Here is a 26,503-nt window from a genome sequence, read left to right on the forward strand (position 1 = left end):
CGCGCGATGTAAATCGCGCGCTTTTGTTATCCATTCAATCTGGATTAAACGTTACATACTGTCGACCAGCTACCGTCACTACCCGGCTCTGATGCTGTCCACCAGTTTGCTTGGTATACCACACCATTGTGAATCACTTTATCACCTTGGTTAGCGTGGCTTGGATTACCTTGCCAGTCCGTTTGTGGGAAATCTGGGTAAGTCACAAGGCCTGCTGTGTCACAAGTACCAGGCTCAGTACCACCGCCACCACCAGTGCCAGAGTTTAAGTCGCCGATTGGTAGATCTGGTTGCTCAAACTTGAACGCAAACTCTTTACCGCCAGAAATCACTGTGTAGTTAGCAGGGCCAGAGATTGGTAGGTAGTAAACCATATCAAGCTCGTAAGTACCGCCCGCTGGTAGGTCTTTCCATGCTGGTAGCGAGAAAGACACGCGGTGCATTACACCATCCAAACCACCAATGTTGTTCGCACGAGTATGACCAGAAGCAATCACACTTAGACCGCCACCAGATTGGTCTTTCGCGTTATCCGGTGCAGATACAGGAATATCGAACTGGAATTCCGTACCGCCAGGAATCGCTTGACCCGTATTATTTGTGAACGTGATCTTAGGGTTGATTGGGTAGTTCTGGTCACCCACTTTAAAGCCACCAACGCTCACTGCGATATCAACAGCTTCTGTTGGGATAGCACCTGTCGCAATCTTATTACCGTAAGGTGTTGCAGACTTAAACTTGTCGTAAATCGCTTTAGTCATAGTGTTACCCATGTGGTACTCACCATTACCCGCAGCACAAGCCTGTTCAGTTGCATCAATCGTAGTACGGTTACCGTTCGCGTCTAGTACGTAACAGTTGTAGTCACCGGCTAGCTCCCAGAACATGATACCGCCGATCTCTTTATCGATAACGTAGTCGGCTTTCACCTCAACAGACGCTTTATCTTCTGTTGATAGGAATACGCTCTTCTCTGCGTTCCAAAGCCATGGTGCAACAGCAATATCGTCGTAGTTACGCGTGTATGTGCCCACCAATTGATCTGTAGGATCGTTGACTGGATCTAAACCGTAAGCTTGAGCATAAGAACCCCAAATGCCTTTCTCTAGGTTCTTCGCATGCCACATTGGGTTAGAACCTGCACCCATTTCGTTGCCCTTAGGATCGGTATCATGCCACATGTTATCGATACCTAGAGCGCCGTGACCACAGTTATTCTTCTCGCCTTCGCCAGTACCAGGAGCACACTCTGATTGGTTCGGTAGCGCCGCACGTCCCCAAAGACCATTCTCACCACCTGTTACCCCTTGCCAACCACGGGTGTAGTAAGGCACACCAATGTTGATACGACCAGCAGGCATAGAACCGCGGAAGTAATGGTAAGCCCAGTCAGTATTCAAGTAGCCGATGCCGCCGTAAGCCGCAGTGCCATATACATTCCACTGCGCAAGCTCAGAGTCTTTACCTGTATCGAACAGTGCCGCATTGTGACCAACGTGATCATTCCAAGCACCGTGTAAGTCGTAAGACATGATGTTGACGTAATCGAGGTACTTAGTCACATCGAAGGTTTCCATACCACGCAGTAGATAGCCCGAAGAAGGCGCTGCGATGGTCAACATGTAGTGATGCCCATCTTGTGCAGATGCTGCATCCAGTTTTTCACGTAGAACCTTCATTAGCACTTGGTAAGAAGCCCATAGGTATGGACGGCGTGGTTCCATGAAGTCTTTATCGTAAGGGTTACCTGCCCCCGCCATAGACGTTGGGTACTCGTAGTCGATGTCTAGGCCATCGAATTTGTAGGTACGCATCATTTCAACTGCAGAAGTTGCGAACTTCTCGATACCTGCGTGGTTGATTGAACCGTCTGCGTTGGTTGTCATCGTGTAGAAGCCACCATCCGCAACACGATTGCCGTCTGCGCCGAAGTGACCACCTGTTTCAGCCCAACCACCGATCGAGATCAGCGTTTTAACGTCGTGCTTTTGCTTGTAAGTAGCAAGTGCACCGAAGTGACCTTTAAAGCCTAGTGCTGGGTCTACTTCTACACCCGGCCAAGTTTTACCGGTTGCCGGGTTAGTTGGATCTGTCACATCACCAACGTTTACTTTACCGTCTGAACCAATGCTCACAAACGCGTAGTTAATGTGAGTTAGCTGATCCCAAGGAATGTCTTTCACTAGGTAAGCCGCTTGTGGGTCATCACCACTACGCCAACTTGTGAAGTAACCAATCACACGACGTGGGTGATCAGCCCCCATCAATTCACGGCCGTCTTTGTCGTAAATCGTACAGTAAGGAACATCCACACCAGCGGTTTGGTACAGGCCATCAGGACGACAGTTTGAAGTGACTGTACCGCCATTAACTGATAGCGATACAAGGGAAGAATCTGTTGTTGCGCCAGCATCGTCAGTCGCTTTAGCGTAAATCGATACCGAGCCTGCCGCTGCTGGAGTGAAATCCACAGCGTAAGGCGCAGCGGTCGCTGTACCAATCAGTGCACCTGCGGCAAAGAACTCAACTTTAGCAACGACACCATCCGCGTCTGCCGCAACAGCAGAAACCGATACCGTACCGCCAAGCTCAACAGAAGTGGCTGATAGCGCTACGTCTACCGTTGGCGCTTCGTTACCAGGTTGACCAGCAGCGACTGTCAACGTAACAGCACTTACTGTGCTCGCTGCATTTTTGTCGTCATAAGCTTTAGTTGAGAACTCGTGAACACCCTCTGTCGCCGTCCATGAAGCAGTGAAAGGTGCTGCAGTTGATGCGCCAACCAGTGCGCCGTCAACAAAGAACTCAACTTTGCTGACTGTGCCGTCAGTGTCTGCAGCGTCTGCGGCAAGGTTAACGACGTCACCAGCTGTGATAGAAGCCGACGCAGAAGGAGAAGTTAGTGAAACAGTCGGTACTTCGTTAAGTGGTGGATCAACAGGGCCGCCATCACAAGCGCCAAGTTTCTCCCACTCACCCCATTCACCTGATTGAGCTGGGTTGTTGTTTTGCGTCCAGTAGCGCGCTTTATATGCGCTATTTTCGTGCTGAACTTGATCACCACCATTATAAACTTTTGATGAATCCCAAGCTTCTAGAGGTTTACAGTCAACGGCTGCATAGCTGTTGAATGCCATTAGACAAGATGCAGTCAAAGTACTGAGTGTGAATACACTCTTTGCCGCTTTCCCGTTTCTAAGGTGCATAGTGCTCTTCCTTAAGTTGTTGTTAATACAATAGTAAACACGTCACATAAAACGCACTTTTACTTTTATTTCGACGTAAAATAACTTAAGTACAACGACAGGTTTTCACACTACATATTTATAAATTTTCAACAGCACATCGCAACAAACCACTAAAACACTGCAACAAAACGCAACTTATTTTGCACCAATAACTAATTTTAAAGTGCAAATAAATATATCCGTCGCAAACTGCTGAATAAGTAGAACAAAATTCTAAATTTGGTGTACCCGTTCCAGATTACCTTGCCACTTTTTAACGTTTTTCAATGCTTTGCGGTATAGAGCTGATTGCTTTTTCGAAACACAAAGAGCTGTTCAGGCAAGTGTCAAAATACAGGTTCAATCCCCCTATTCTACAAAGTCGTGTTTTCACTCACCGCTGCTGCACCACACTTGCTAGAGTCAGCCCGCGCTTTCTGTTGGTAACTTGGTCATTCTAGGTGTTTCATTGAAATGACGTTTGTACTCACGGCTAAACTGAGACGGGCTACTGTAGCCAACAAGTCGAGCTGCATCATTCACCCTTTTTCCTTCTAACTGAATGAGTTCTCGTGCTTTATTCAGTCGAACTTTTTTAATGTACTGCAAGGGGGATTCTAAAGTAACGGCTCTGAATGCTTGGTGAAATGCTGATATGCTCATATTTGCTTCTTCGGCAAGCGTCTGTACATTGAGCTGTTCATGATACTCTTGATGAACTCGATTAAGCGCTTTGGCTACTCTGGCATATGAGCCTTCTTGGTATGCCAGATCAAATAAAACGTGTCCCGACTCACTTACTAGCGTTCGATAAACAATTTCTTCCAATAACATGTCACCAAGCATCGCCACTTCCAGCTCGTCGCATAACGCAGTCATCAAACGCTTGCACGCATCCAACATCTGCTCGTTCATACGAACTGACTTTAGACCACAACGAGTCGAATCTTCACAGACATTACTAAACCGTTGTGATTCCAGTTTTTTGACGAGTTTTTGCAACATAGCTGGAGAGATATCTATGGAAATCCCAAGCAGCGGTTCATTGTCGACTGCAATCGCTTCGCACTCTAACGGCATAGGAACCCCAACCACCAAGTAGTCGTCTGGTCCATAGCGAACTGGAGTCTGCCCGATGTGGATGTTCTTATACCCTTGCCCCAAAACAATGACACCGGATTGATATACGAAAGGTTGACGATTATTACCTCTACTACTGCGATAAAACCACACGCCATCAATCGCGGTTTCTTTAATACCCTCTAAATCATCTAGGCCAAACTTAGTGGCATATTGCTGCATTGTCTCAGCTAGTGTCTTCATTGCTTCACTCCAATCATTATCCACGCACTATACTTGGAGTTCTGATTACAGTTCCAGCACAAGAGAGGCAAATTTGTAGAAATAGGCAATAAATTTGCAGAAATCGGTCTACTCACAGACAAAACCGCGTACTAATATGCATGTATTCACTCTCCTCACATTGGAAGCAAGAGGTCTAATAATGAACTTTTCATACGTCAACCCTACTAAAATCTTCTTTGGCCAAGGCCAAATCGCGGCAATTAAAGAGGCGATTCCTGCCGATCAAAAAGTACTTGTTATCTACGGTGGCGGCTCTATCAAGAACAATGGTGTTTACGACCAAGTAGCACAAGCCTTAGAAGGCCGTGAATGGCTTGAATTTTCAGGCGTGGAGCCAAACCCCACGAAGGAAACGCTAGATAAAGCAGTTGCTATCGCAAAAGAACAAAACGTTGATTTTATTCTTGCTGTTGGTGGTGGTTCAGTTATTGATGGTTCTAAGTACGTAGCAGCATCAGCGAAATACGACGGTGATGGCTGGGATATCATGGTGGGCAAACATCAAGTAACAGAAGCAACACCGCTGGCAGCCATCCTTACTCTTCCGGCAACAGGCTCTGAGTCAAACATGGGTGCTGTAATCACTAAGAAAGAAACGCAAGATAAATTGGCGTTCTTAGCACCTGCAGTTCAGCCGAAGTTTGCGGTTCTTGACCCAGACGTAATGAAGACCCTACCTGAGCGTCAGCTTATCAACGGTCTTGTGGATGCATGGGTTCACGTTTGTGAGCAATACCTAACACTGCCAACGGGCGCAATGGTTCAAGACGGTTACGCAGAGGCACTACTGAAAAACCTAAAAGTGCTGGGTGATCAGTTCGAAGAGCGCGATAACCACCAATGGCGTGCAAACCTAATGTGGACAGCAAACCAAGCATTAAACGGTCTCATCGGTAGCGGTGTCCCTCAAGACTGGGCGACACACATGATTGGCCATGAACTGACAGCGCTTTGGCACGTAGACCACGCGCGTTCACTGGCTATCATCCAACCATCGCTACTTCGCAACCAAATGCAATTTAAGCGCCCTAAGCTTGAGCAAATGGGTCGTAACGTATTTGGCTTAGCAGAAGGTGAAGATTTGGCAGAGCGCACTATTCAAGCCATCGAAGCTTTCTACCACCAGCTAGGCGTAGCAACTCAACTTGAAGAGTACGGAGATGACCGTGAAGCAGCTATTGATTCTGTGATCGCTCAGCTAAACAAACACGGCATGACGGTGTTGGGTGAAAACCAGGCAATTGATTTAGAAAACAGCCGCAAGATCCTAGACCTAGCGGTAGCATAACAACCCAACCTATCAATTTACTGCCTTTTTCACGGCATTGAGTTCTTTTGAGCTCAATGCCGTTTTTTTATGTTAATTTGGACAGAAATAATAAGTAAATGCGCTATTTGCGATAATTTAACCTAACTTATCCATTAAACGCAGCAAATACTCATTCCAAAACTAAAATCAAAGAAACAGTAGTTTGCCGTCTCGCGACGGTCCGAAGGGGAAAATGTCTATTCAAAGGTTCATCGTATGTGGCTAATTATTATTGCCAGTGCGTTCATACACATCATCAGCATCAAGACCGGTCCTAAATGGCTGTTCTTTGCGACGAAACCAATACCGATTATTGCTATGATCGGTATGTTGTTACTGTCTCCAGCAATCCAGCTTCCTTATGCAAAATGGATTATTTCAGGACTCTCATTATCACTAATTGGGGATTTAGTGATGATGTATCCAAAGGATAGCTTCACTCAAGGAATAAAGTTTTTTTGTGCCGCTTTAACATGCTATGCGTTAGGCTTCATCCAAATTGCCGCTTGGCATTTTACGCCTTGGCTGCCCTTTGCGGTTTTGGGCTTCGGCATCTGTGCGTACTTATTCTTTAAACCTGATTTAGGGAAAGAGAAATGGTCAGTCGCCAGCTATATCATCGTTTTGATGACGATGTTATGGATGTCGATGGAGTACTACGCTGCAGGTAAGACTCAATCTTCGGCTTTCGCGGTGTTAGGGAGTGTCATTTTCACCATGTCCGGCATCGTGATTGCGTTTGAACGCTTTGGCAGCACTTCCACATTTTCCCGCCAAGTCGCCATGGCGACCTATTACTCAGCACAACTCCTTATTACCATGTCCGTCTCTGCAATAGTAATTCGCTAACTAATACAAACGGTTAAATAGATACTATCGAGACTTGTAATTTCCTTTTTCAACGCAATGCTTTTTCATTCTCAAATACAGCTTTTTGCGGGGTATTTGCAGATGGTTGGCGGCATCGGAAACTCGCCCAGAATGCAAGAACAGTGCATCTTCTATGAGTTGCTTTTCGAAATCGTCCACCAATTCATCCAATGGGATCTGAATATCATTTTGTGAGTAGATACGCTCTTTACCTGTCAGCTTAACAATCCCGATTGCGTACAACTCAGCAATGTTTCTAAGTTCGCGAATATTACCCGGCCACGGATAACTCCTCAGAAGAGCAAGGTAGTTGGTGTCTACATTTGGCAGTGCTTTGCCGAGTTTCTTACAACTCAACTTTAAGAAGTAGTGAAATATCGCCACGATATCATCAGGTCGCTGGCGCAAAGGTGGCACGTGCACCATCCCTTGGTTAAGCAGGTAGTATAACTCTGGCAACAATTGGTTCTTAGTAATGTAGTCTTCAGGTTCTAACTCAAAAATCGTCACCACACGCAGGTTCTTTTTACCACAACGCTCACGAGCCAGCAGCAACTGAGCCAAATGCCGTTGCCCCTCTTCGGGCAATTCAGGCAAATTATCTAAAACAAGCACACACGGTTCCAGCTTGTTAACCGCATCATCAATACACTTCATTGTTGTGGTGCTACTGAGAGCAAGAGTGAGATATTCCATGTCTTCGCTCTTCGCCATCATATCTTTAACGATCCCAGCCACGCTGTGGCGTCCTGTGCCCGACTCACCATAAACCACCAAGTGCGTGTCCAACAAAGCATATTGCGCTACGTATTTTCGGATCTGCTCCATGTGCGCAGACTTACCAATTAGTGAACGCGAAATCGATTTCTCCGCCTGACGCTGCAACTCCACCTGACTAGTACGAGTTTCAAGCTGCTGCTTAACAAGCGTTAAAAGCTCCGTCGGGTTAATCGGCTTTTCCAAAAAATCGCACGCACCTAGCTTCACGGCATCCACAGCCATCGGAATATCGCCATGCCCAGTAATCACAATAACCGGAATTCGCTCATCGATATTTTTAATCAGCCTCAGCAACTCCAAGCCATGCATCTGTGGCATGTACATGTCTAGAATTACAACGCCCGCCCACTCTGGAGAGACGTATTGCAACGCTTGCGTTGGGTCGTTAATGGCCTTTGACTTTATCGATGAGATGTTCATTAAGTAAGAATAAGAATCCAAAACGTCTTGATCATCATCGACCAATAATACTGAATATAGGTTATTGCTCATTAGGTAGCTCCAACACGACCATCGCGCCTTTTTCTAGTGAGGAAGCGAGGTAGATATTTCCTTTATGCTTTTCTATTAATGATTTACAAATATTCATCCCCAGCCCTAGGCCAACCTCTTTTGTCGAAACAAAAGGCTGAAAAATCCGTGGCACAATCTCTTCTCCAAAACCAATAGCATTATCACTGATCGCAACCAGTGTGGTTTGCTTACTCCGGTCCACAAGTTCCGTTATAATTCGTTTTTTCTCTTCTCTTGTGCTTTCCATTAGCGCATCGCAACTATTTACTAAGACATTGATGAAAACCTGTTCCAACGACAACATATCACCTTGAACTTTCACATCGTTAGGTAACTTATTTTCTATCGTGATCTGTTGACGTTTTGCGCGCGTATTCACGATGGTAGACGCTTGCTCCGCCACGTCATGAATGCATACTGGTTTCACCTCTCTCTCCCCTTCTGGTTTGCGTGCGAACTGGCGTAAACTGTTGATAATTTTGCTCATCCGAGTCGTCAAACCCTCGATATGCGTGATCGACTCGCTGACCTTATCTGGCGTCTCTTGTTGAAGAAACATTCTCGCACTGTACAAATACGTGGACATAGCATTGAGTGGCTGATTAAGCTCATGCGCTAAACTCGTCATGGTTTGCCCTACAACCGCCATTTTCGCTGCTTGAATAAGCTCATCTTGTGTTTTTTTAAGATTGTCTTCGGTTCGAATTCGCTCTTCAATTTCGTTTTCTAACTGTTGGTTTTTCAGCAACAAGTCTTGCGTTTTTTCTAACACTCGACTTTCCAATGTACGCGTGGTGATTTCTTGATGCGTCACATCAGTGATAGTCATGATAAGTTTGTATTCAGCACCATGGGCAAAAGGGCGAATATCGAAACGTACGTATGTAGGGGTCTCCCCTCCAAGTGACAAGGTCACATGAATTTTTCCAAGTTCAATCCACAAGTGCGAGCCATCAAATACCTTTTTTAGCTGATCTCGGCAGCTCTCAGGGAAGTACTCCCAAATCGGATAACTTTCGTTAACTTCACCAAGCTTCAATAACTTACGAGCACTCAAGTTTGCAGACTCTACTACTCCGTTGAGGTCACTCGTGATCAAACTTGCCGTGGTATTGTTGATTAGACTCAAGGCATTAGTACGTTGAATTTCTTGTACCTTTTCACCATATTCGATGAGTTTTTCACTCAAGCGCCCGATTTCATCATTTCCGTCCACCACAACTGGGTGACTGAGATCGTTTTTTATGATGGCATCAATACTGTCCCCCAGCCCTATCAAACGCGCCACAATGCGGCGATTGATAAAATAATACGTCAGGAACATACTCGTCATGATCGAAATACTGAAGCAAACGAGCAAAACGTGATTGCCATATGACACACGCTCCGCAGTTTCAGTTTTCACCTGTTTGAACGTTTGATCTGCGATAACAACCAACTCACCGATTTGTTGATGAATGGCATCCATACTAAGTGAAATCTGCTCTTGCATCTTTTTGATGCCACCGTTGAGTTTCACTAGTGACATAAGTTGTTTTTCGAACGCACCATCTTGACTCAACACCACGACAAGTTCTTGCAGCAATTGCTTATAAGCGATTGATGTTGGTTGATTCATCAACGTTGTACTGCTTTCTTGAAGATCCATCAGGCGAAAGTGAATTACTTTCATCCCATTATCGACCTGCTCCGGCATTGAGGCACCGGCAACGTCAATAGCCATGTCATACACCGCCGATTCAACATCGATAACCTTTTGTAATGTACTCAGCTGGACCAGCAAGCTTCGAATATCTTTTGAATCGTTTACCCGCTCAATCTGCCAATGCACTTCTTGGCGAAGAGGTTTGAGCTCGGAGCGGATATCTTGGTGAAGCCAGTTAATTTGCTCCATCAGTTGATCGACTCGGCGGTTTTGGTCGATTCGTAAGGAAATCAGATCGACATACTTTTCCAGTAGTGAAGCAAGTCCGGCTTCCGATTCAAGTAACTGATAGAACTCCGAACTCATTCTATTGCTCTTTAGAACGGTTGAAATAGAAGCTAGCTCCTCATTCACCTGCATCGCTTGTTCATTGAGCTGTACTTTGTTGTCAACAACTTGAAGCGCTTCAACGCGTCGGTTTATTTCACTGGTTTTACTTTCGAGAAAGTAGCTGGCGTTGTATTTTGGTACGCTCTCTTCCAGTAAAATCCGCACCTGATTGTCTAGACTATTCCACGTTGCCCAAGCAACCATACACACCACAGTGAGCAACATCGTACTGCAAGCGAAAGCAGCAACTAAACGAGCTCCAATGGTTTTATATTTCGGGTACAACACTACTTCCCTTACCCCCGACACTGAGCCAATTGTTGATTTACATTGTCCAACTGTTCCGACATAGCACGGCCTAATTCATGAGAAAACTCCGCCAACAATGCTTGGTAGTGCGTCATACCTACTTCGGAATCTTTATCCAATGTCGCCAGCTTTTGAGCAATTGGAGTTATTTGTTCTTTGCTCAGTGGCAATTCAAACAACTGCTTCTCGATAGCCTTTAGTGAGCACTGTTGTTCAGGGCTCTGTTCAAATTTAATGAGAGTGAGCCAAGCATCTTGTAACTCTGGAAGACGCTTAGTAATCGCAGTATCAAAAATCAAGTTGATGAGTGCTTCTCTCGGCATCACTTGTTTTAGATCGAGTATTGGGTTTTCACCACTGTATCGAGCCGTATCATAGAGGGCCGTTTTTGAAAATGCGCTGCTTTCCATTTGCTCTTGAACTTCTTTTGAAAGCAAATGCGCAACAAAGGCTTCAGCCAATTTGTCTCTCTCTCCTCGATTTATTTGGGCAATGTAGGTTGGCATAAGCGTAAAGTCTTGATCATAAGCAAAACCGACGTAATCAAACTTACGCTTGGCAATCAATGCATAACTGTCAATAGTCGGCCCAATACCAAACTTACCTTTGGCAATATAGTCCGCAACCCCAAAGCTCCGTGATGAAATCGTTGCCAAATTTGCTCCTACATTGAGCAAAATACGCCAGCCCTGTTTCCAACCATATCGACTAAGCACACTCTCAACCATCAGCTGAGTTGTTCCTGAGCGGCTTGGCGTACTCATTGTGACATGACCAAAATACAGAGGGTTGGTCAAATCTTGAAAACGCTTCGGTTCTGGCAAATGATTTGCGGCTAAATAATCTTTGTTCCAAACAATTCCCGCCCCAGAATATCCAAAAGCAACAACTTGTTCGTTATTCGGCAATAGATAAGCAGATAACCATTTCGGAACTTGCACGCTAGACGACATATCAGCTAAACGATGTTCGTCAGACAGCTCTTGCATCAAAAATGGAGATGAGCTCAATACCAAGTCGATATCCTTCATATAGCTTTTGCTTAGCAATTGCAGACTCGATTGCGTACGTCGGTGAACCACTCTGACTTCCGCATCAGGATAGTGCTGCGTAAAGTCATCCACCAAAGCGGTGATAGGAGCTTGAGAAAAAGTAGTGAGTATCACCAGCTCTTTATCTGCTGCGGTTGTGAGCGGTGTATAAAGCGCAGCACCAAGAAGTAAACAACGCCCCAATTGCTTGAAATCAGCCATCAAACTAACCAAAAACCTTAAATAATGTGCGGTAACTCAAATCTATTACAGATTGTCAAAAAATCTTACAGAGTGTGTTTGAGTCATTATTGACGCACTTCAACCAAAACTACGCATATTCTATCAGTAACAAGTCTCAGGCTACCGTTCTAAATTCCCGTTTTTGACTCAGCCTAAATATCAATATGAGTCAATTCTGTCTCAAATTCATGCCTTTGTACTGTGCAATCTGTCACTCCAAGATGGCCCTGCGACAAAAAATTTGTAATTAAAACTTGGAGTGCAACATGTTTAACTTTTTTAAAACACGCCCTGACCTCCCTCTTTCAGATGGCTCGAAAGAGGAAATGCAGGCGCGTTTCAAACGCTACCAATGGCATGTATTTTTAGGTTTGGTATTTGGTTACGCCGTCTTCTACGTAGTACGTATGAGTTTAGGCGTTGTAAAAAAACCAATGCTGGATGCAGGCATCGTAACTATCGAAGAACTCGGCGTCATGGGTTCAGCTTTCTTCTTCACTTACGCTTTTGGTAAGTTCTCGAACGGCTTCCTTTCTGACTATGCCAACATTGGCCGATTTATGTCGTTCTCACTGCTACTGTCAGGTATCACAGCAGTATCCATGGGTTTGAACACAACGGCTTTCTTCTTCGTTCTACTCTGGGGGCTAAACGGTTGGTTCCAATCTGTTGGTTCAGCACCTTCTTGTGTGTCTCTATTCCAATGGTTCTCACCAAAGCAACGTGGTAGCCGATACTCTATTTGGGGTGGATCACGCAACATCGGTGAAGGTATCACCTGGATCTTAACTGCTTCTCTAGTGAGCTACTTTGGCTGGCGCGCCGGTTTCATCGGTGCCGGTATCGCAGCGATTGCAGCAGCACTATGTATGTTCTTCATCCTAAAAGATCGCCCACAAACTTACGGCTTGCCGGATTCAGCAACTGCGTTTGACGAAGAGCCTGAGATTAAGAAAAAGAACGACCCGAAAGAAACTCGTCGCGCTCAAATGTTCATCATGAAGCAACCAACAGTTTGGCTAATTGCTGCGGCATGTGCGGCGATGTACATCTCACGTTACGCAATGTCTTCTTGGGCTGTTCTTTACCTCCAAGAGGCAAAAGGTTACTCATTGATCGACGCTGGTTTTGCAATGTCTACCTACCCAATTGCTGGTCTCGCAGGTGCAATACTATCGGGCATTATCTCTGACAAGCTGTTCAACTCTAATCGCCACATCCCAACTCTACTTTACGGATTGGCAAACATTGGTGGTATGTGCTTGATGTTCTTTGGTCCAGACAACCGCATTGTTGACGCAGTTGCATTAGGTTTGATTGGTTTCGCTATTGGTGGCCTAGTTGTCTTCCTTGCTGGTCTAACTGCATGTGACCTAATGCCTAAGAATGCTGTTGGTGCAGTTAAAGGTTTTATCGGCCTGTTCTCTTACATCGCTGCTTCTGGTCAAGAGCTAGTATCTGCTTCTCTTATCAAAATCACCGAAATTGATGGCGTAACCAAATACGACTTCTCGCAAGCGCAATATTTCTGGTTAGCCGCTGGTGTAATTTCTCTGCTTCTTGCTTTGACTGTTTGGAATGCGAAGAAAGTGGTTGATATTGACCCTGTTGAAGAAACAGAGCTAGAAGTTCGCCCTAGTCACTAATTCATAACAAAAGCGGGAGGCTACTCCCGCTTACTTCTCCAATTTCTTAAGTTCTTTTGCTAAGAGTGCTTACGAAATTAATAGCCCCCTATTTTTATTTTCCTTTTTATATGTCGATTGAGGTGACAAATGTGTAAAACCAAAATTGTGGCCACGCTAGGTCCAGCGAGTGAAAGCCGTGAAACACTGACTAACTTAATCAAAGCAGGCGCTAACATAGTCAGGCTCAACTTTTCGCATGGAACCGCACAAGAGCACATTGCACGTGCGCATTTGGTTCGTGAAATTGCAACCGAGCTAAACACTTATGTTGGAGTACTAGTGGATTTACAAGGCCCCAAAATTCGTATTTCTTGCTTTGAGAATGGTGCTATTCAACTCAATCAAGGAGAAGTGTTTACTCTGAGCGGAACACTCGACGCAAAAGCTGGCAACCAAGAAATAGTTGGCCTTGATTATCCAGAGCTAATTCAAGATGTGAACGTGGGCGATATTCTGCTGCTGGATGATGGCCGCATTCAGCTTAAAGTAAATCAAGTGGAGACTGACGAGCAATGGATAAAAACAACGGTATTGAATAGCGGTAAATTATCTAACCGTAAAGGCATCAACTTATTAGGTGGCGGTCTTTCTGCACCTGCTCTTACCGCGAAAGACATTCAAGACATCGAAACCGCAGCAAAACTTCGTGCCGACTTCCTTGCTATCTCTTTCCCACGCAATGCACAAGATATCGAATACGCTCGCAGCTTAGCGCATAAAGCAGGTTGCGATGCCAAGATTGTCGCTAAGGTGGAACGTGCCGAAGTAGTTGAAACCAAAGAAGCTATGGATGACGTAATTATCGCATCAGACATCATCATGGTTGCTCGCGGCGATTTAGGTGTAGAGATAGGTGACGCGCGATTACCGATGGTTCAAAAATCACTAATTAATCGCTCTAAGCATTGGGGTAAACCTGTGATCACTGCGACACAAATGTTGGAATCAATGATCGAAAACCCACTCCCTACTCGGGCTGAAGTGCTAGACGTGGCAAACGCGATTATTGATGGGACAGACGCTGTTATGCTCTCAGCGGAATCCGCTGCGGGCAAATACCCAATCGAAGCAGTCGAAGCTATGGTTCGCATCGCACAAGGTGCAGAGCACGAACTGGAATGTAACCACGACTGCTGGGATAGCCTTCAACATCTATGTTCTACCCCCGGTAAGAGCTTTGCGCTCTCATCGATGATTTCGGCTTCTCGCGCTCATCAAGATCTTGGCGTTGCGATTTTAACCCAACATGGAGAAACGCCGCTATTAATGTCTCGATGCCAGAGTAAGACTAAGATTTGGGCTCTTAGTGATAATCCTGCTTTACTTGCACAAATGACAATCCTGCGAGGAGTTGAACCTTTGTATTTCAAATCTGCAGGAGCCAAAATCGAACTAGCACCGCAGATTGTAGATTGCTTACGCCAGAAGGCTCGCGAAGCTCATATCTCATCAATCTTAATGACTCAGCTGGATTCCATAGAAGGCATGGGGGAAATTAATGCCTGTCGCTTACTGAGCTTGAATATGACTTCTCACGTCAAGCCTGCCGAAGATATCGCGGCGTAGTCTTACCTCCCCCTTATTCAAGCTCGAACTTGAATTTTTCTCCCATAACTTGCTCCATAGGGACTTGACCTGCCACATGGCAGGTCTTTTTTATAGCGCACGATATAACCAAACCTTTACATCCTCGTTAGATAAGGGACTTAAGTTAATGAAATTAAGGTCATAACTTGCTATTGTAGCTCCATTGTTATCACTAAAAGCGTGCCCCTTTGAACGAGAACACTCCTGTTGTTGAATTTAACAACGTAAACAAGTGGTACGGTGAATACCACGCCCTTAAAGATATTAATTTTTCAGTACACACCGGTGAAATCGTAGTTGTATGTGGCCCTTCTGGTTCAGGTAAATCCACACTTATCCGTTGTATCAACCACTTAGAATCTATTCAAGAAGGCGAGCTCAGCGTTTTCGAACAGCCAGCCGATTCTAAAATGCAGAAACCTGGCAAAGTGGGTATGGTGTTTCAGCACTTTCATCTGTTTCCACACCTTACGGTTTTAGAAAACCTCACCCTTGCCCCTATTCGCACGCTTAAGCTGTCTAAACAAGAAGCGGAAAAGCGCGCGATGCAGTATCTCAAACGCGTTAACATCGAAGAGCAAGCCAACAAGTACCCCATTCAGCTTTCCGGTGGTCAGCAACAGCGTGTTGCAATTGCCCGTTCGCTTTGCATGGAACCTGACCTATTATTGTTTGATGAACCAACGTCTGCGCTCGATCCTGAAATGATCAATGAAGTATTAGACGTCATGGTTGAACTTGCACAAAGCGGCATGACCATGATTTGTGTGACTCACGAAATGGGTTTTGCAAAGAAGGTCGCGAATCGAGTGGTGTTTATGGACGAAGGGGAAATCATCGAGATGAACTCACCAATCGCACTCTTTGAGACACCACAGCACCCTCGCACTCAAGCGTTTTTAAATCAGATTCTGAGCTACTAGCCGATGGTATTTCGAATCCTAAAACCCGTTTTACAAGCCATATTACAAATCGCGATTTTATTGGTTGCGATCGTTTGGGTGCTCGATTCTGGAGCACAAGCGATGGGTTATCAATGGCAATGGGAGCGCGTGCCAGACTACATCGCCTTTTATGAAGATGGTGAGTGGTGGCCTGCAGAATTAGTAGATGGCCTACTCGTTACCCTAAAAATCTCTGCACTTAGTCTATTCTTCACTTTGGTTATTGGTTTCATCACCGCGTTGCTGCGCCTGAGCAACTCCAAAGTGGGTAACGCGATGGGTACGGCTTATGTAGAGTTGATTCGCAACACGCCGCTACTGGTGCAGATTTACCTGCTCTACTTCGTGTTTGGCCCTGTGATTGGCTTAGACAGGTTCAGTACTGCGGTCTTAGCGTTATCGCTTTTCCAAGGTGCTTACACTGCAGAAATATTCCGTGCGGGCTTAAATAGCATTCCAAAAGGTCAGTTTGAAGCGGCGAAGACCCTAGGGCTATCCCCTTTCTTTGCCTACAAAGACGTGATTCTTCCGCAGGTACTTCAACGTACTCTGCCACCATTGACCAATGAAGTGGTTTCTCTGATTAAGAACTCTTCAATCGTCAGTGTGATGGCAATATTCGACCTCACAACCGAGGCAAGAAACATCGTCTCTGAAACGGCGATGCCATTTGAAATCTGGTTTACTGTGGCAGCAATCTACCTTGCTCTCACATTATCACTTTCTGGCTTATCCGCTTGGCTGGAACACAAACTAGGAGCCAGTTGGCGCAAATTATAAGGAGATAACATGAAGTTATTCAAAGCGACCATTACTGCATTACTGGGGCTTGCGATTGCTTTACCTTCATTAGCCAATGAAGAAGCAGCAACACCAAACGTAGATCAAATTAAAGAGCGCGGCACGCTTCGCGTTGGTATGTCGACATTCGTACCATGGGCGATGCGTAATAAGCAAGGTGAGCTAATTGGTTTTGAAATCGACGTAGCAAAACGACTTGCTGCTGATTCTGGCTTAAAAGTCGAATTCGTACCGACAGCATGGGACGGAATTATCCCTGCTCTGTTGGCGAAAAAATTTGACGTTATCATTGGCGGAATGTCGATTACCCCTGAACGTTCTAAGAGCGTGCTGTTCACGGAACCTTATTCCCACTCTGGTGTTCAAGTCGCGGCAAACAAAGAGTTAGCCGAAGGCTTTAGTGAGTTTTCTGATTTCAACTCTCGCCGCGTTAAAATTGCCGCTCGTCGTGGTGCATTCACCGTTCAAGTTGCGCGCGAAACCTTCCCTAAAGCAAAGATCCTTCAATTCGATGACGATGCTCAAGCATTTCAAGAAGTCCTTAACGGAAATGCGCACGCTGTAATCGCATCAAGCCCAAAACCAGAGCACGAAGCGGTCAAACACGCAGACAAACTATTCATTCCATTTACAGAGCGTCTATCGAAAGGTAACGAAGCCTTTGCTGTTCGTTTAGGTGAGGAAGACAAAAAAGCCTTCTTCAACAAATGGATTGAAGCACGCACTCAAGATGGTTGGCTAGATGAGCGTTACGAATACTGGTTCTCAACGCTTGATTGGCAAGACCAAATTGCACAGGGTCAATAACGACCCCAACGTTTGCAATAACTAAATACACCGACTCGTTTAGTGGGTCGGTTTCTTCTTTAATAACGGAGTCGAACCTTGAGCGGACAAACCACCTCTCGCGTTGCACCAACCAAATCTAATTCAGGCTTTTTCTCCAGCCGTTTTAACCTACTCGATTGGGTGCTACTGGCCATCTGTGCGTTTGTTGGGGTTTGGCTCTACCATCGTTCAACTGTTGGTGTTAATTACATCTGGCATTGGAAAGATGCGATTGATCTGTTATTCACACCCAGATCAGACGGTGGTTTGCCGTATTTTTTTCAAGGCTTAATTTCAACCTTACGCCTTAGCCTTTGGGGCATAACCTTTGCGCTGGTATTGGGTACCCTACTCGGTCTGGCACGCTTCTCAGATTCTGTCTGGTTGCGCACACCCGCCAACGCGTTTATTCAGTTGGTACGAAATATCCCACCATTGGTGTTCGTATTTATCTTCTATTTCTTTATTTCTAACCAGCTGATTCCGTTACTTGGGTTAGAAGATCTTCTTCGCAACTACCGTGGCGAACCTAACTCTATTCAACACTTCCTATTCGGCCCAGCGAATCTTTGGGAAAACTTGGCATCCGGCGTACTTTGTGTTGGTCTGCTTTCTTCTGCCTACATTGCAGAAGTGGTGCGAGCTGGATTACAGAGCGTTGATAAAGGCCAATGGGAAGCGGCAGACTCTCTCGGTCTTTCATCTTGGGTCAAATATCGCTTCGTCATTGCGCCACAGGTACTAAAAGCCATTACACCAGCGCTTGCAGGGCAAACTATTTCTTTAGTCAAAGACACCTCAATCGTCTCACTGATCTCAATTCAAGAAATGACCTTCGTCGGTACAGAAATGGCGAACTCTTCAGGCTACATTTTCGAAATTTGGCTCATTGTCGGCTTTGTTTACTTCCTGATTTGTTTCGGTCTATCAATGTTTTTTAGGTACATCGAGAAAAAATCGGAATCTATTTCAAATTAACTCAATAAGCCTCGCAATTCGATACCGAATGGGGTTTCAATAGAACCCTCATATTGTTACATTGAAAATATGAATAGCATTCGGTACATAGCATGGAGCTAACAAAACAATCTGATTATGAACGCTATATTCGGATTGACGAGAATGGAGAGCATTGTGTGCATCTTCATCAATTTGTCTTTAGAAGCGTATATCAGCCCATTTTTGACCACTCAAGAACACTCATTGGTATGGAGGCTCTCCTTCGTATCGAAACCGTAGATGGTGTTTCAATCCGACCAGACATCTTCTTCTCCGACAACAGTTGGGATAATAGTTTCCGTCTTGCCGTAGAATTCCTAAGTCGCGCTATCCATATACGAAATTTTGCCAAGCACTTTGCTGGTTCTGGGGTTAAGTTGTTCTTAAACGTCATGCCTGCCGCCCTACTCACGTTAACCACCGATATGGGGTTCAAAGATACAGGGTTGCTTTATCAACGTTTAAAAGCCCTTAATATGGAGACGAGCGACGTTGTTTTTGAAGTAATTGAACAGCATTGTGAAGAAACAGAAAGCCTCATAAAAGCCGTCGAAAAGCTCAAAGCCAGTGGTTTCCTATTCGCGATTGACGACTACGGCGCCCAGTATTCCGACCAAAAAAGAGTTCTTCAGCTCTGTCCTGATATTATCAAGATTGACCGTTCTTATTTATTAGAGTTCTGCAATGGTAACGAAGATGCCGTCTTCAGCGCTATGGAGCTCGCACAGAATTTAGGCGCGAAGGTTGTGATTGAAGGCGTCGAGCAAGAGAACCAACTGGCTGCAATGCAAGCGCTCTGTGTAGACTTTTATCAAGGGTTCTATCTAGGAAAACCGAAATCAATCCACCATTGGACAGTGCAAAAAGCCAATGCCAAAGTTCTGCATTAAACGCATTATCGAAGATACAGATTAAATCGTTTTAGATACAAAAGCGCCGCCTAGGTTACTCACCAAGGCGGTGCTTTTCTGTTTACGTCGATTTTAATATCGAAAGGAAACGCTTAGAAGAAGTCGATGGAGTTACGACCACTCTTAGGATCGCGAACCGCTTGAGGCTTGTCCGCTTTCTTACCTTTCTTAGCTGACTGCGACAGAGCTTCTTGCTGAGCTTTACGCTCTTTGTGTGCCGCTTTACGACCCGTCGATTTAGGGCCCTTAACGTTCGCTTTCTCGCTCTTTTTCGAGCGAGACTTTTCTTTACGTGCCGCTTGCGCTTCTTTCTTCGCCTTCTTCTCTGCTTTTTGCTCTGCAGTTTCCGGCTCAGTCACTGGCGCATCACACACAACGACATAATATTCTTGGTTGAACTCGAAGAAATCACCGTCGTACATTTTGCGACGTTTACGCGTTTCTAGCTCACCATTTACCGCTACGTAACCTTCTTCGATGATGTGTTTTGCTTCACCACCGCCACTCACCAAGTTTGCGATTTTGAAAAGCTTGTACAGCTCAATTGGGTGCGCGTCAACGTCGATACCGATCGCTTCGATCTCAATCTCTTCGCCTTCTAAATACTCTTCGTGTTCGTAATCTTGGGTCATGTTCATTACTCATTTTTCTTGATGAACGGAGTTTAAACGGAATGCGTACAAATAGAAACGTGATCTTCACTCAACTTGTCCAATTGGGTATATACTCACCCAATAACTCCTTGAACGAGCGATATTTTGTCTAATAAGAACCACATTACCTTTGCCAGCGCCAACCTGTTTAACTTTATTGCTCCACCTGGTGCGTATTATGATTTCGAGAACATCTACTCACTCGATGATTGGCACGACAAACTCGCTTGGACCAAATCGCAATTCGAACAGCTCGATCCTGATGTCATTGGCTTACAAGAAGTATTTAGCATAGAAGAGACCAAAGCCTTCTTTGCCGAAATAGGTTACGAGTACTTTGCCACGGTCGACACGCCACATATCGAAGGCGATTACATCTACTCTCGCCCTGTTGTTGCTGTCGCCTCACGCTTTCCGATTGAAAGCTTTGAAGCAGTTACATTCGATAAAGAGACACTAAATTCCTTCGGTGAAATTGACGCGCCAACTTTCAGCCGCAAACCCGTTCGCGCCTGCATTGTTCACCCTATCATTGGGCATATCTCTGTGTACGTCACACATTTGAAGTCACAACGCCCTGCAGACTCAGATACACCTGAACAAGCAAGCCGACCGATTGCCCGATGGCTATCGACACAACAAAGGGGTTGGGAAGCAGCAATGCTGCGCGACGCCATGCAAAGGCAGTACGCATTGATTCCTATGCCGACAGTATTAATGGGCGACATGAACCAAGCCATCACTCCAACGGGCGTTAACGATGTTTTGACCGAGCATTACGGTGACAGCGTCACTGATTTACAACTCAACGATGGCTGGGAGTTACAAATGTCACCGTTGCTAGAGTCACGACCGGCGACACACTACCATTTTGCCAAAGGAAACGTGTTGGATTACATCTTACTGTCGCAGGAGTTTGATGCACATGCCGATGTATCAATAGCGGAAGTAACAGACTACCAAGTGCTGGATTCGCACTTAATCAATCCGTCGTTTGAGAGAGATAAGAACGCCAGCGACCACGCGTTTGTGGCGCTGACGGTAGAAATTAAGCTTTAGCGTCGGTGTGGCGCTTTACAATCTTACGCGGAATCAACTCTACACCCGCTTTATATCGTTTCGCTGAAGCGTTAAGTGCAAGCTCCATTGCGCTGTCGGCAATCAGCTCAAATTGCTGTGGTAGCGAGTTGATTTTGATTGGCAAGAAGTCCAGTAAGCGGTTATCACCAAAGGTGGCCAAACGTACTTTGCCCATCAGTTCTGGCTTTTCTAACATCACGTCCAACACGCCTTCCAATAAAGTGTAAGACATGGTCACTACCGCATCAGGTAGTTGGCCTTTTGCAATCCACTCTTCCAGCACTTTCTTGCCTTCCTCACGAGAGAAGTGCTGGCCATAACCCACAAGCACCTTTTTCCCCTCTTGCTGGCAAGCAGAACGGAAACCCAGTTCACGCTCTTTAGAAACTTGAAGCTCTTCCAATGCGCCAATCAAACCGATGGATTCAATTTCCGAAGACAGCACCGATTCGGTAAGTTCAAATGCCGCATCGAAATCTTCACTGATCACACAGCAAAAGTGTTCATCATCCATAGGACGGTCGAGTGCGATAACTGGCGTGCCCGAGTTTTGCAGCTTTAAGTAATACTCGCTGGCTGCTGGCATACTGCTCGCTACAAACAACGCATCAATGCGGCGACTAACCAGCGCTTCCGCGACCTTCTCTTCAGTTTGTGGATTGTCATCTGAACAACCAATTAGAATCTGATAGCCCGCTTTACGCGAGTTCTGCTCAATCAGCTTTGCTAGACGTGCGTAACTGGTGTTCTCTAAATCAGGAATGATTAATCCGAACGAGCGTGAATTGCCTGCCCGCAGTGAAGACGCGGCGTGATCCGGCTTGTAGTTGTATTGCTCAACCACCGCCATCACTTTCTTTTGGGTCTTCTCGCTAATGCGGTACTTCTGCGCTTTTCCGTTAATCACATAGCTTGCTGTGGTCTTAGAAACCCCAGCCAATTTTGCTATCTCATCCAGTGTCATATCGTAAGCCTTATTCTGTGCGCAGGATCATATTAATACATCAATGATCCTTCGATAAGTTGAATTATATGCTGAACCGATTCAGTATAAAAGCTGAAAGGATTCAGCAAAACTCAAAAATTGACGAGAATCACCAAAATCACCCATTGCAGACTCGCTTTACGAAGCTATAGACACAATAAAGCAATGATTGATTACCCTATGATTTTAAAAACGGTTTCGCTGAATGCTTTAAAAATTTGCCCAATTGCTGAATCGATTCAGTTCATTGTTAAGCAGCTTATATTGATAAGCATACTGCGCAGCAAGAGATACACCGCGTCAGCAAACAACAGATAAACGGCGTTACGCATAGATAAGCGCACTGCGTAACCAAGATGAATTAGAAATAGATACCTTAAGGCTGGAGAAGCACCATGCTTAAGCTAAGTAAGAACGACATTACCCTATCTCAAACCGCTACAGATAAGTTTGAAGCGATCAAAAACATCGCTCAAAGCCTGACAGACAAAGGTCTGGTTGAACAAGGCTACGTAGAAGGCATGCTAAACCGTGAAAACCAAAACTCAACATTCTTGGGTAACGGTATTGCGATTCCACATGGAACAACCGATACACGTTCAATGGTGAAAACCACTGGCGTTGCGGTTCACCACTTCCCAGAAGGCGTTGAATGGGGTGACGGCAATAAAGTATTCGTTGCTATCGGTATCGCAGCAAAATCAGATGAACACTTAGGCATTCTTAAGCAGCTAACCAAAGTATTGGGTGCTGACGGTGTTGAAGCACGTCTACGTGATGCGAAAAGTGAAGACGACATCATCGCCCTACTTCATGGCGATGTTCAACTCGAAGCGGATTTCGATGCATCTTTGATTCAGCTTCAGTTCCCAGCAAGCGACATGGTTCAAATGAGCGCGGTTGCGGGGGGCCTACTTAAAAACACAGGTTGTGCTGGTACAGAGTTTGTAGCTGACCTAGTAACGAAAACACCGACGCACCTTGGCCAAGGCCTATGGCTAGTTGGTAGCGATAAGCAAGTCACTCGCACTGGCGTTGCTTTTGTGTCAACCGCCAACTTCTGTGAGTTTGAACGCGAGAAAGTTCGCGCTCTAGTCGCTTTTGCTGCTTGCAACAACGCACATCAATCTATCTTAAGCACAATTTCTAAGCTTGTGTTTAACAATGAACACAACAAACTACTTGATGCGTCTGCTGAACAGATTCTTGCTCTATTCAAAGGCGAAGAAATGGCTACTGAAGCGGCTGAAGATGGCAATACAGCGGTATTCAAGATCAAGAATGCTCACGGCCTACACGCTCGTCCAGGTGCAATGCTGGTTGCTGAAGCGAAGAAATTTGAATCGAACATTCGAGTAGCAAACCTTGACGGTGATGGCAAAGCGGTAAATGCGAAGAGCCTAATGAAAGTTATCGCACTTGGCGTGAAACACGGCCACCATCTTCAATTCTCTGCTGAAGGCCCAGATGCAGAGATGGCAATTGAGTCTATCGGTAAAGCGATCGCTTCTGGTCTTGGTGAAGGTTAAGGAGCGAGAGAATGACCGTATTGAAAACAAACAAAGTCGTTACCATCACGCTTAACCCAGCCCTTGATCTAACTGGCTCATTGGACTCGCTAAAAGTAGGTTCAGTTAGCCTTGTAGAAAAGAGCAACCTGCATGCAGCAGGCAAAGGCGTAAACGTGGCGAAGGTACTGAGTGACCTAGGCGCAGACGTGACCGTAACAGGCTTTCTTGGCAAAGACAACCCAGAGCTATTCCACCAGCTATTCGACGACATCAAAGTGAAAAACGAATTTGTTGAAGTCGAAGGCGCAACGCGTATCAACGTAAAATTGGTGGAAGCTAGTGGCCAAGTGAGCGACATCAACTTCCCTGGTGTTCAAGTAACGGCAGAAGAAATTGAGCGCTTTGAACAAACACTATTCCGCCTAGCAGAGACACACGACTATTTCGTACTTGCTGGCAGCCTACCAGGCGGCGTAACCGCAGAGCAATGTGCAGCGTGGATTGAAAAGCTACATCAGCAAGGCAAAAAAGTACTGTTCGATAGCAGCAAAGCAGCGTTGCGTGCAGGTATCGACGCGCACCCTTGGTTAATCAAACCAAACGACGAAGAGCTAAGCGATTTCGTTGGCGAGCACCTAACCACACCAGAGCAATGCCAAGCAGCAGCACAAAGGCTAAGCGATAAAGGCATTGAGAACATCGTGGTTTCTATGGGTGCAGACGGCGTGATGTGGCTTAACCAAGGTGAATGGCTGCGTGCCCAACCACCACGAATGAATGTAGTTAGCACCGTTGGCGCCGGCGATACGCTTGTCGCGGGCTTGTGCTGGGGTCACATGCAAGTGATGCCGAAAAACGATTTACTGCGCTTCGCTACAGCGCTTTCTGCCCTAGCAGTGAGCCAAGTTGGCGTTGGCCTAACCAGTCAGGAAGAACTGGAGAACATCAAGCTCCAAACGCAAGTAAGCGAGCTTTACCCTAATACGAACTTAGACAAAAACTAAGGAACAGAAGGTTATCAGTATGAATATTGCCATTATTACAGCTTGTCCAAGTGGTGTTGCGAACAGCATCATAGCGGCAGGCCTACTAGAACAAGCAGCGGCGAAGCTGGGTTGGAACGCTAAGATTGAATGCCAATCAAACATCGTTGAACCAACGCTACTGACAGACGCTGACATTGAACAAGCAGAAGCGATCGTAATTGCGGCTAACACTCCAGTTGATACTTCTCGTTTCGTAGGTAAAAAAGTCTACCAAGCAGATATCAGCACCGTTGCAAAAGACGCATCCGCTTTCTTACAAGCTGCAGTTAATAGCGCGGCAACACTAGAGCAAGCAACCACAGTTACGGCACAAGTAGCAGCACCAGCAGAAAGCGCATCAGCAACGAAGAAGATTGTTGCGATCACAGCATGTCCTACAGGCGTTGCACACACCTTCATGGCAGCAGAAGCGCTCGAAGAAGAAGGCAAACGTCGTGGTCACCAAATCAAAGTGGAAACGCGTGGTTCAGTAGGGGCAAAAAACCAACTGACTGACCAAGAAATCGCAGACGCAGATCTAGTGATCATCGCAGCCGATATTGAAGTGCCTCTAGACCGCTTCAACGGCAAGAAGATGTACCGCACTAAGACTGGTCCAGCTCTTAAGAAAACGGCTGAAGAGATGGACAAAGCGTTTGAACAAGCAAGCGTATACCAACACTCTGGCTCTTCTAGCGCATCATCAGCAACAGAAGAGAAGAAAGGCGCATACAAACACCTAATGACAGGTGTATCGCACATGCTTCCTGTTGTGGTTGCAGGTGGTTTGATCATCGCCCTATCCTTCGTATTTGGTATCGAAGCGTTTAAAGAAGAAGGCACGCTAGCAGCAGCACTGATGAACATCGGTGGCGGCTCGGCATTCGCTCTGATGATTCCGGTACTTGCTGGTTACATCGCCTTCTCTATCGCTGACCGTCCGGGTCTTGCTCCGGGTCTAGTTGGCGGTATGCTTGCTAGCTCAACTGGCGCAGGTTTCCTTGGAGGTATCGCAGCAGGTTTCATTGCCGGTTACGCAGCGAAGTTCCTAGCCGACAAAGTAAAACTTCCACAATCAATGGAAGCGCTTAAACCGATTCTGATCATTCCATTCGTGGCGACACTGTTCACTGGTCTGGTGATGATTTACATCGTAGGTGGCCCGGTTTCAGGCATCATGAACGGCCTAACTGACTTCCTAAACAACATGGGTTCTGACAGCGCAGTTCTACTGGGTATTATCCTTGGCGCAATGATGTGTTTCGACCTTGGTGGTCCGGTAAACAAAGCCGCTTACGCATTCGGTGTGGGTCTATTGGCTTCGCAAACTTACGCACCAATGGCGGCAATCATGGCAGCAGGTATGGTTCCAGCACTTGGTATGGGCCTTGCTACATTCCTTGCTAAGAACAAGTTTGAGCAAAGCGAGCGTGAAGCGGGTAAAGCATCATTCGTTCTTGGTCTGTGCTTTATCTCTGAAGGTGCAATCCCATTCGCAGCGAAAGATCCAATGCGTGTTATCCCATCATGTATGGCTGGTGGCGCACTAACAGGTGCACTATCTATGCTGTTCGGTGCAAAACTGATGGCACCACACGGTGGTCTATTCGTACTGCTAATCCCTAACGCAATCTCTCCAGTACTGATGTACTTGGTAGCAATTGCAGCAGGTACAGCAGTAACGGGCTTCACTTACGCGTTCCTAAAGAACAAATCAGAAGCGAAACAACAAGCTGCAGCTTAATCGCAAACAGCGATTAAATAACAGTTAACAATGCCTCCCTCGATTTGGCATTCGACACCTCCCTC

20 protein-coding genes are annotated in these 26,503 nt (G+C 45.8%); 13 read left to right on the forward strand and 7 right to left on the reverse strand.

Annotation, left to right across the window (positions count from 1 at the left end):
• Positions 1 to 44 precede the first annotated feature (44 nt).
• Together J4N37_RS16485 and J4N37_RS16490 are read right to left on the reverse strand one after the other, a co-directional pair.
• Positions 45 to 3,206 carry a chitinase C-terminal domain-containing protein gene (locus tag J4N37_RS16485; RefSeq protein WP_252042791.1) on the reverse strand — a complete coding sequence of 1,054 codons (3,162 nt, stop codon included), beginning with the start codon at positions 3,204 to 3,206 and terminating at the stop codon, positions 45 to 47.
• A 444-nt stretch (positions 3,207 to 3,650) separates the two neighbouring features.
• On the reverse strand, positions 3,651 to 4,550 hold the full coding sequence (locus tag J4N37_RS16490; protein WP_252042792.1) for an AraC family transcriptional regulator: 900 nt from the start codon (positions 4,548 to 4,550) through the stop codon (positions 3,651 to 3,653).
• 181 nt (positions 4,551 to 4,731) lie between these two features.
• On the opposite strand from J4N37_RS16490, the gene J4N37_RS16495 reads away from it, so the two are divergent.
• Positions 4,732 to 5,880 (forward strand): iron-containing alcohol dehydrogenase, encoded by a 1,149-nt coding sequence (locus tag J4N37_RS16495; RefSeq protein ID WP_252042793.1) that lies wholly within the window; start codon positions 4,732 to 4,734, stop codon positions 5,878 to 5,880.
• A gap of 237 nt (positions 5,881 to 6,117) precedes the next feature.
• Positions 6,118 to 6,750, forward strand: a complete 633-nt coding sequence (locus tag J4N37_RS16500; RefSeq protein WP_182025314.1) for a lysoplasmalogenase — start codon at positions 6,118 to 6,120, stop codon at positions 6,748 to 6,750.
• Positions 6,751 to 6,774: 24 nt separating this feature from the next.
• Here J4N37_RS16500 and J4N37_RS16505 read toward each other — a convergent pair whose 3' ends face one another.
• Genes J4N37_RS16505 through J4N37_RS16515 form a run of 3 tightly spaced genes read right to left on the reverse strand, consistent with a single transcriptional unit; the run spans position 6,775 to position 11,661 of the window.
• Positions 6,775 to 8,043 carry a sigma-54-dependent transcriptional regulator gene (locus J4N37_RS16505; protein ID WP_138943430.1) on the reverse strand — a complete coding sequence of 423 codons (1,269 nt, stop codon included), beginning with the start codon at positions 8,041 to 8,043 and terminating at the stop codon, positions 6,775 to 6,777.
• On the reverse strand, positions 8,033 to 10,387 hold the full coding sequence (locus tag J4N37_RS16510) for a sensor histidine kinase (RefSeq protein ID WP_252042794.1): 2,355 nt from the start codon (positions 10,385 to 10,387) through the stop codon (positions 8,033 to 8,035). Before J4N37_RS16510 ends, J4N37_RS16505 begins: the two co-directional genes overlap by 11 nt.
• Before the next feature lie 8 nt (positions 10,388 to 10,395).
• Positions 10,396 to 11,661, reverse strand: a complete 1,266-nt coding sequence (locus J4N37_RS16515; RefSeq protein WP_252042795.1) for an ABC transporter substrate-binding protein — start codon at positions 11,659 to 11,661, stop codon at positions 10,396 to 10,398.
• Between the two features lie 287 nt (positions 11,662 to 11,948).
• On the opposite strand from J4N37_RS16515, the gene J4N37_RS16520 reads away from it, so the two are divergent.
• From J4N37_RS16520 to J4N37_RS16550, 7 genes are all read left to right on the forward strand, one after another.
• The gene (locus tag J4N37_RS16520; RefSeq protein ID WP_252042796.1) at positions 11,949 to 13,328 is read left to right on the forward strand and encodes an MFS transporter; all 1,380 of its coding nucleotides are present in this window, start codon (positions 11,949 to 11,951) and stop codon (positions 13,326 to 13,328) included.
• Between the two features lie 129 nt (positions 13,329 to 13,457).
• Positions 13,458 to 14,936: a pyruvate kinase gene (gene pyk / locus J4N37_RS16525; RefSeq protein WP_171358098.1), complete on the forward strand. Its 1,479-nt coding sequence runs from the start codon at positions 13,458 to 13,460 to the stop codon at positions 14,934 to 14,936.
• A gap of 209 nt (positions 14,937 to 15,145) precedes the next feature.
• Positions 15,146 to 15,880, forward strand: a complete 735-nt coding sequence (locus J4N37_RS16530) for an amino acid ABC transporter ATP-binding protein (protein WP_171307069.1) — start codon at positions 15,146 to 15,148, stop codon at positions 15,878 to 15,880.
• A 3-nt stretch (positions 15,881 to 15,883) separates the two neighbouring features.
• Positions 15,884 to 16,681, forward strand: a complete 798-nt coding sequence (locus tag J4N37_RS16535; RefSeq protein WP_252042797.1) for an amino acid ABC transporter permease — start codon at positions 15,884 to 15,886, stop codon at positions 16,679 to 16,681.
• Positions 16,682 to 16,690: 9 nt separating this feature from the next.
• The gene (locus tag J4N37_RS16540; protein WP_045385164.1) at positions 16,691 to 17,509 is read left to right on the forward strand and encodes a transporter substrate-binding domain-containing protein; all 819 of its coding nucleotides are present in this window, start codon (positions 16,691 to 16,693) and stop codon (positions 17,507 to 17,509) included.
• A 78-nt stretch (positions 17,510 to 17,587) separates the two neighbouring features.
• Positions 17,588 to 18,508, forward strand: a complete 921-nt coding sequence (locus J4N37_RS16545) for an amino acid ABC transporter permease (RefSeq protein ID WP_252042798.1) — start codon at positions 17,588 to 17,590, stop codon at positions 18,506 to 18,508.
• A 92-nt stretch (positions 18,509 to 18,600) separates the two neighbouring features.
• Positions 18,601 to 19,419 carry an EAL domain-containing protein gene (locus J4N37_RS16550; protein WP_252042799.1) on the forward strand — a complete coding sequence of 273 codons (819 nt, stop codon included), beginning with the start codon at positions 18,601 to 18,603 and terminating at the stop codon, positions 19,417 to 19,419.
• Between the two features lie 113 nt (positions 19,420 to 19,532).
• Here J4N37_RS16550 and J4N37_RS16555 read toward each other — a convergent pair whose 3' ends face one another.
• The gene (locus tag J4N37_RS16555; protein ID WP_045385158.1) at positions 19,533 to 20,072 is read right to left on the reverse strand and encodes an RNA-binding S4 domain-containing protein; all 540 of its coding nucleotides are present in this window, start codon (positions 20,070 to 20,072) and stop codon (positions 19,533 to 19,535) included.
• Between the two features lie 126 nt (positions 20,073 to 20,198).
• Here J4N37_RS16555 and J4N37_RS16560 point away from each other — a divergent pair, with 126 nt between their 5' ends.
• Positions 20,199 to 21,152 (forward strand): endonuclease/exonuclease/phosphatase family protein, encoded by a 954-nt coding sequence (locus J4N37_RS16560; protein ID WP_252042800.1) that lies wholly within the window; start codon positions 20,199 to 20,201, stop codon positions 21,150 to 21,152.
• On the opposite strand, the gene cra is transcribed toward J4N37_RS16560, so the two are convergent.
• Complete coding sequence (gene cra / locus J4N37_RS16565) at positions 21,142 to 22,137, reverse strand: catabolite repressor/activator (protein ID WP_071234474.1); 996 nt, start codon at positions 22,135 to 22,137, stop codon at positions 21,142 to 21,144. The two genes, J4N37_RS16560 and cra, sit on opposite strands and share 11 nt — an antisense overlap.
• Before the next feature lie 416 nt (positions 22,138 to 22,553).
• Between cra and fruB the strand changes: the two genes are divergently transcribed.
• The 3 genes from fruB to fruA are packed head-to-tail and all read left to right on the forward strand — an operon-like array spanning position 22,554 to position 26,438.
• Positions 22,554 to 23,687 (forward strand): fused PTS fructose transporter subunit IIA/HPr protein, encoded by a 1,134-nt coding sequence (fruB, locus tag J4N37_RS16570; RefSeq protein ID WP_252042801.1) that lies wholly within the window; start codon positions 22,554 to 22,556, stop codon positions 23,685 to 23,687.
• A gap of 11 nt (positions 23,688 to 23,698) precedes the next feature.
• Complete coding sequence (gene pfkB / locus J4N37_RS16575) at positions 23,699 to 24,673, forward strand: 1-phosphofructokinase (protein ID WP_252042802.1); 975 nt, start codon at positions 23,699 to 23,701, stop codon at positions 24,671 to 24,673.
• Between the two features lie 19 nt (positions 24,674 to 24,692).
• The gene (fruA, locus tag J4N37_RS16580) at positions 24,693 to 26,438 is read left to right on the forward strand and encodes a PTS fructose transporter subunit IIBC (RefSeq protein ID WP_252042803.1); all 1,746 of its coding nucleotides are present in this window, start codon (positions 24,693 to 24,695) and stop codon (positions 26,436 to 26,438) included.
• The last annotated feature ends 65 nt before the right edge of the window (positions 26,439 to 26,503 follow it).

It is taken from the genome of Vibrio sp. SCSIO 43153 (assembly GCF_023716625.1).
Lineage (GTDB): Bacteria > Pseudomonadota > Gammaproteobacteria > Enterobacterales > Vibrionaceae > Vibrio > Vibrio rotiferianus.

Coding starts and splice junctions, on each gene's coding strand:
- J4N37_RS16490 (WP_252042792.1), bottom strand. CDS start 4,550: ATGAAGACACTAGCTGAGACAATGCAGCAATATGCCACTAAGTTTGGC.
- fruA (WP_252042803.1), top strand. CDS start 24,693: ATGAATATTGCCATTATTACAGCTTGTCCAAGTGGTGTTGCGAACAGC.
- J4N37_RS16555 (WP_045385158.1), bottom strand. CDS start 20,072: ATGACCCAAGATTACGAACACGAAGAGTATTTAGAAGGCGAAGAGATT.
- J4N37_RS16520 (WP_252042796.1), top strand. CDS start 11,949: ATGTTTAACTTTTTTAAAACACGCCCTGACCTCCCTCTTTCAGATGGC.
- J4N37_RS16485 (WP_252042791.1), bottom strand. CDS start 3,206: ATGCACCTTAGAAACGGGAAAGCGGCAAAGAGTGTATTCACACTCAGT.
- J4N37_RS16495 (WP_252042793.1), top strand. CDS start 4,732: ATGAACTTTTCATACGTCAACCCTACTAAAATCTTCTTTGGCCAAGGC.
- J4N37_RS16540 (WP_045385164.1), top strand. CDS start 16,691: ATGAAGTTATTCAAAGCGACCATTACTGCATTACTGGGGCTTGCGATT.
- J4N37_RS16535 (WP_252042797.1), top strand. CDS start 15,884: ATGGTATTTCGAATCCTAAAACCCGTTTTACAAGCCATATTACAAATC.
- fruB (WP_252042801.1), top strand. CDS start 22,554: ATGCTTAAGCTAAGTAAGAACGACATTACCCTATCTCAAACCGCTACA.
- cra (WP_071234474.1), bottom strand. CDS start 22,137: ATGACACTGGATGAGATAGCAAAATTGGCTGGGGTTTCTAAGACCACA.
- J4N37_RS16505 (WP_138943430.1), bottom strand. CDS start 8,043: ATGAGCAATAACCTATATTCAGTATTATTGGTCGATGATGATCAAGAC.
- J4N37_RS16515 (WP_252042795.1), bottom strand. CDS start 11,661: ATGGCTGATTTCAAGCAATTGGGGCGTTGTTTACTTCTTGGTGCTGCG.
- J4N37_RS16550 (WP_252042799.1), top strand. CDS start 18,601: ATGGAGCTAACAAAACAATCTGATTATGAACGCTATATTCGGATTGAC.
- pyk (WP_171358098.1), top strand. CDS start 13,458: ATGTGTAAAACCAAAATTGTGGCCACGCTAGGTCCAGCGAGTGAAAGC.
- J4N37_RS16500 (WP_182025314.1), top strand. CDS start 6,118: ATGTGGCTAATTATTATTGCCAGTGCGTTCATACACATCATCAGCATC.
- pfkB (WP_252042802.1), top strand. CDS start 23,699: ATGACCGTATTGAAAACAAACAAAGTCGTTACCATCACGCTTAACCCA.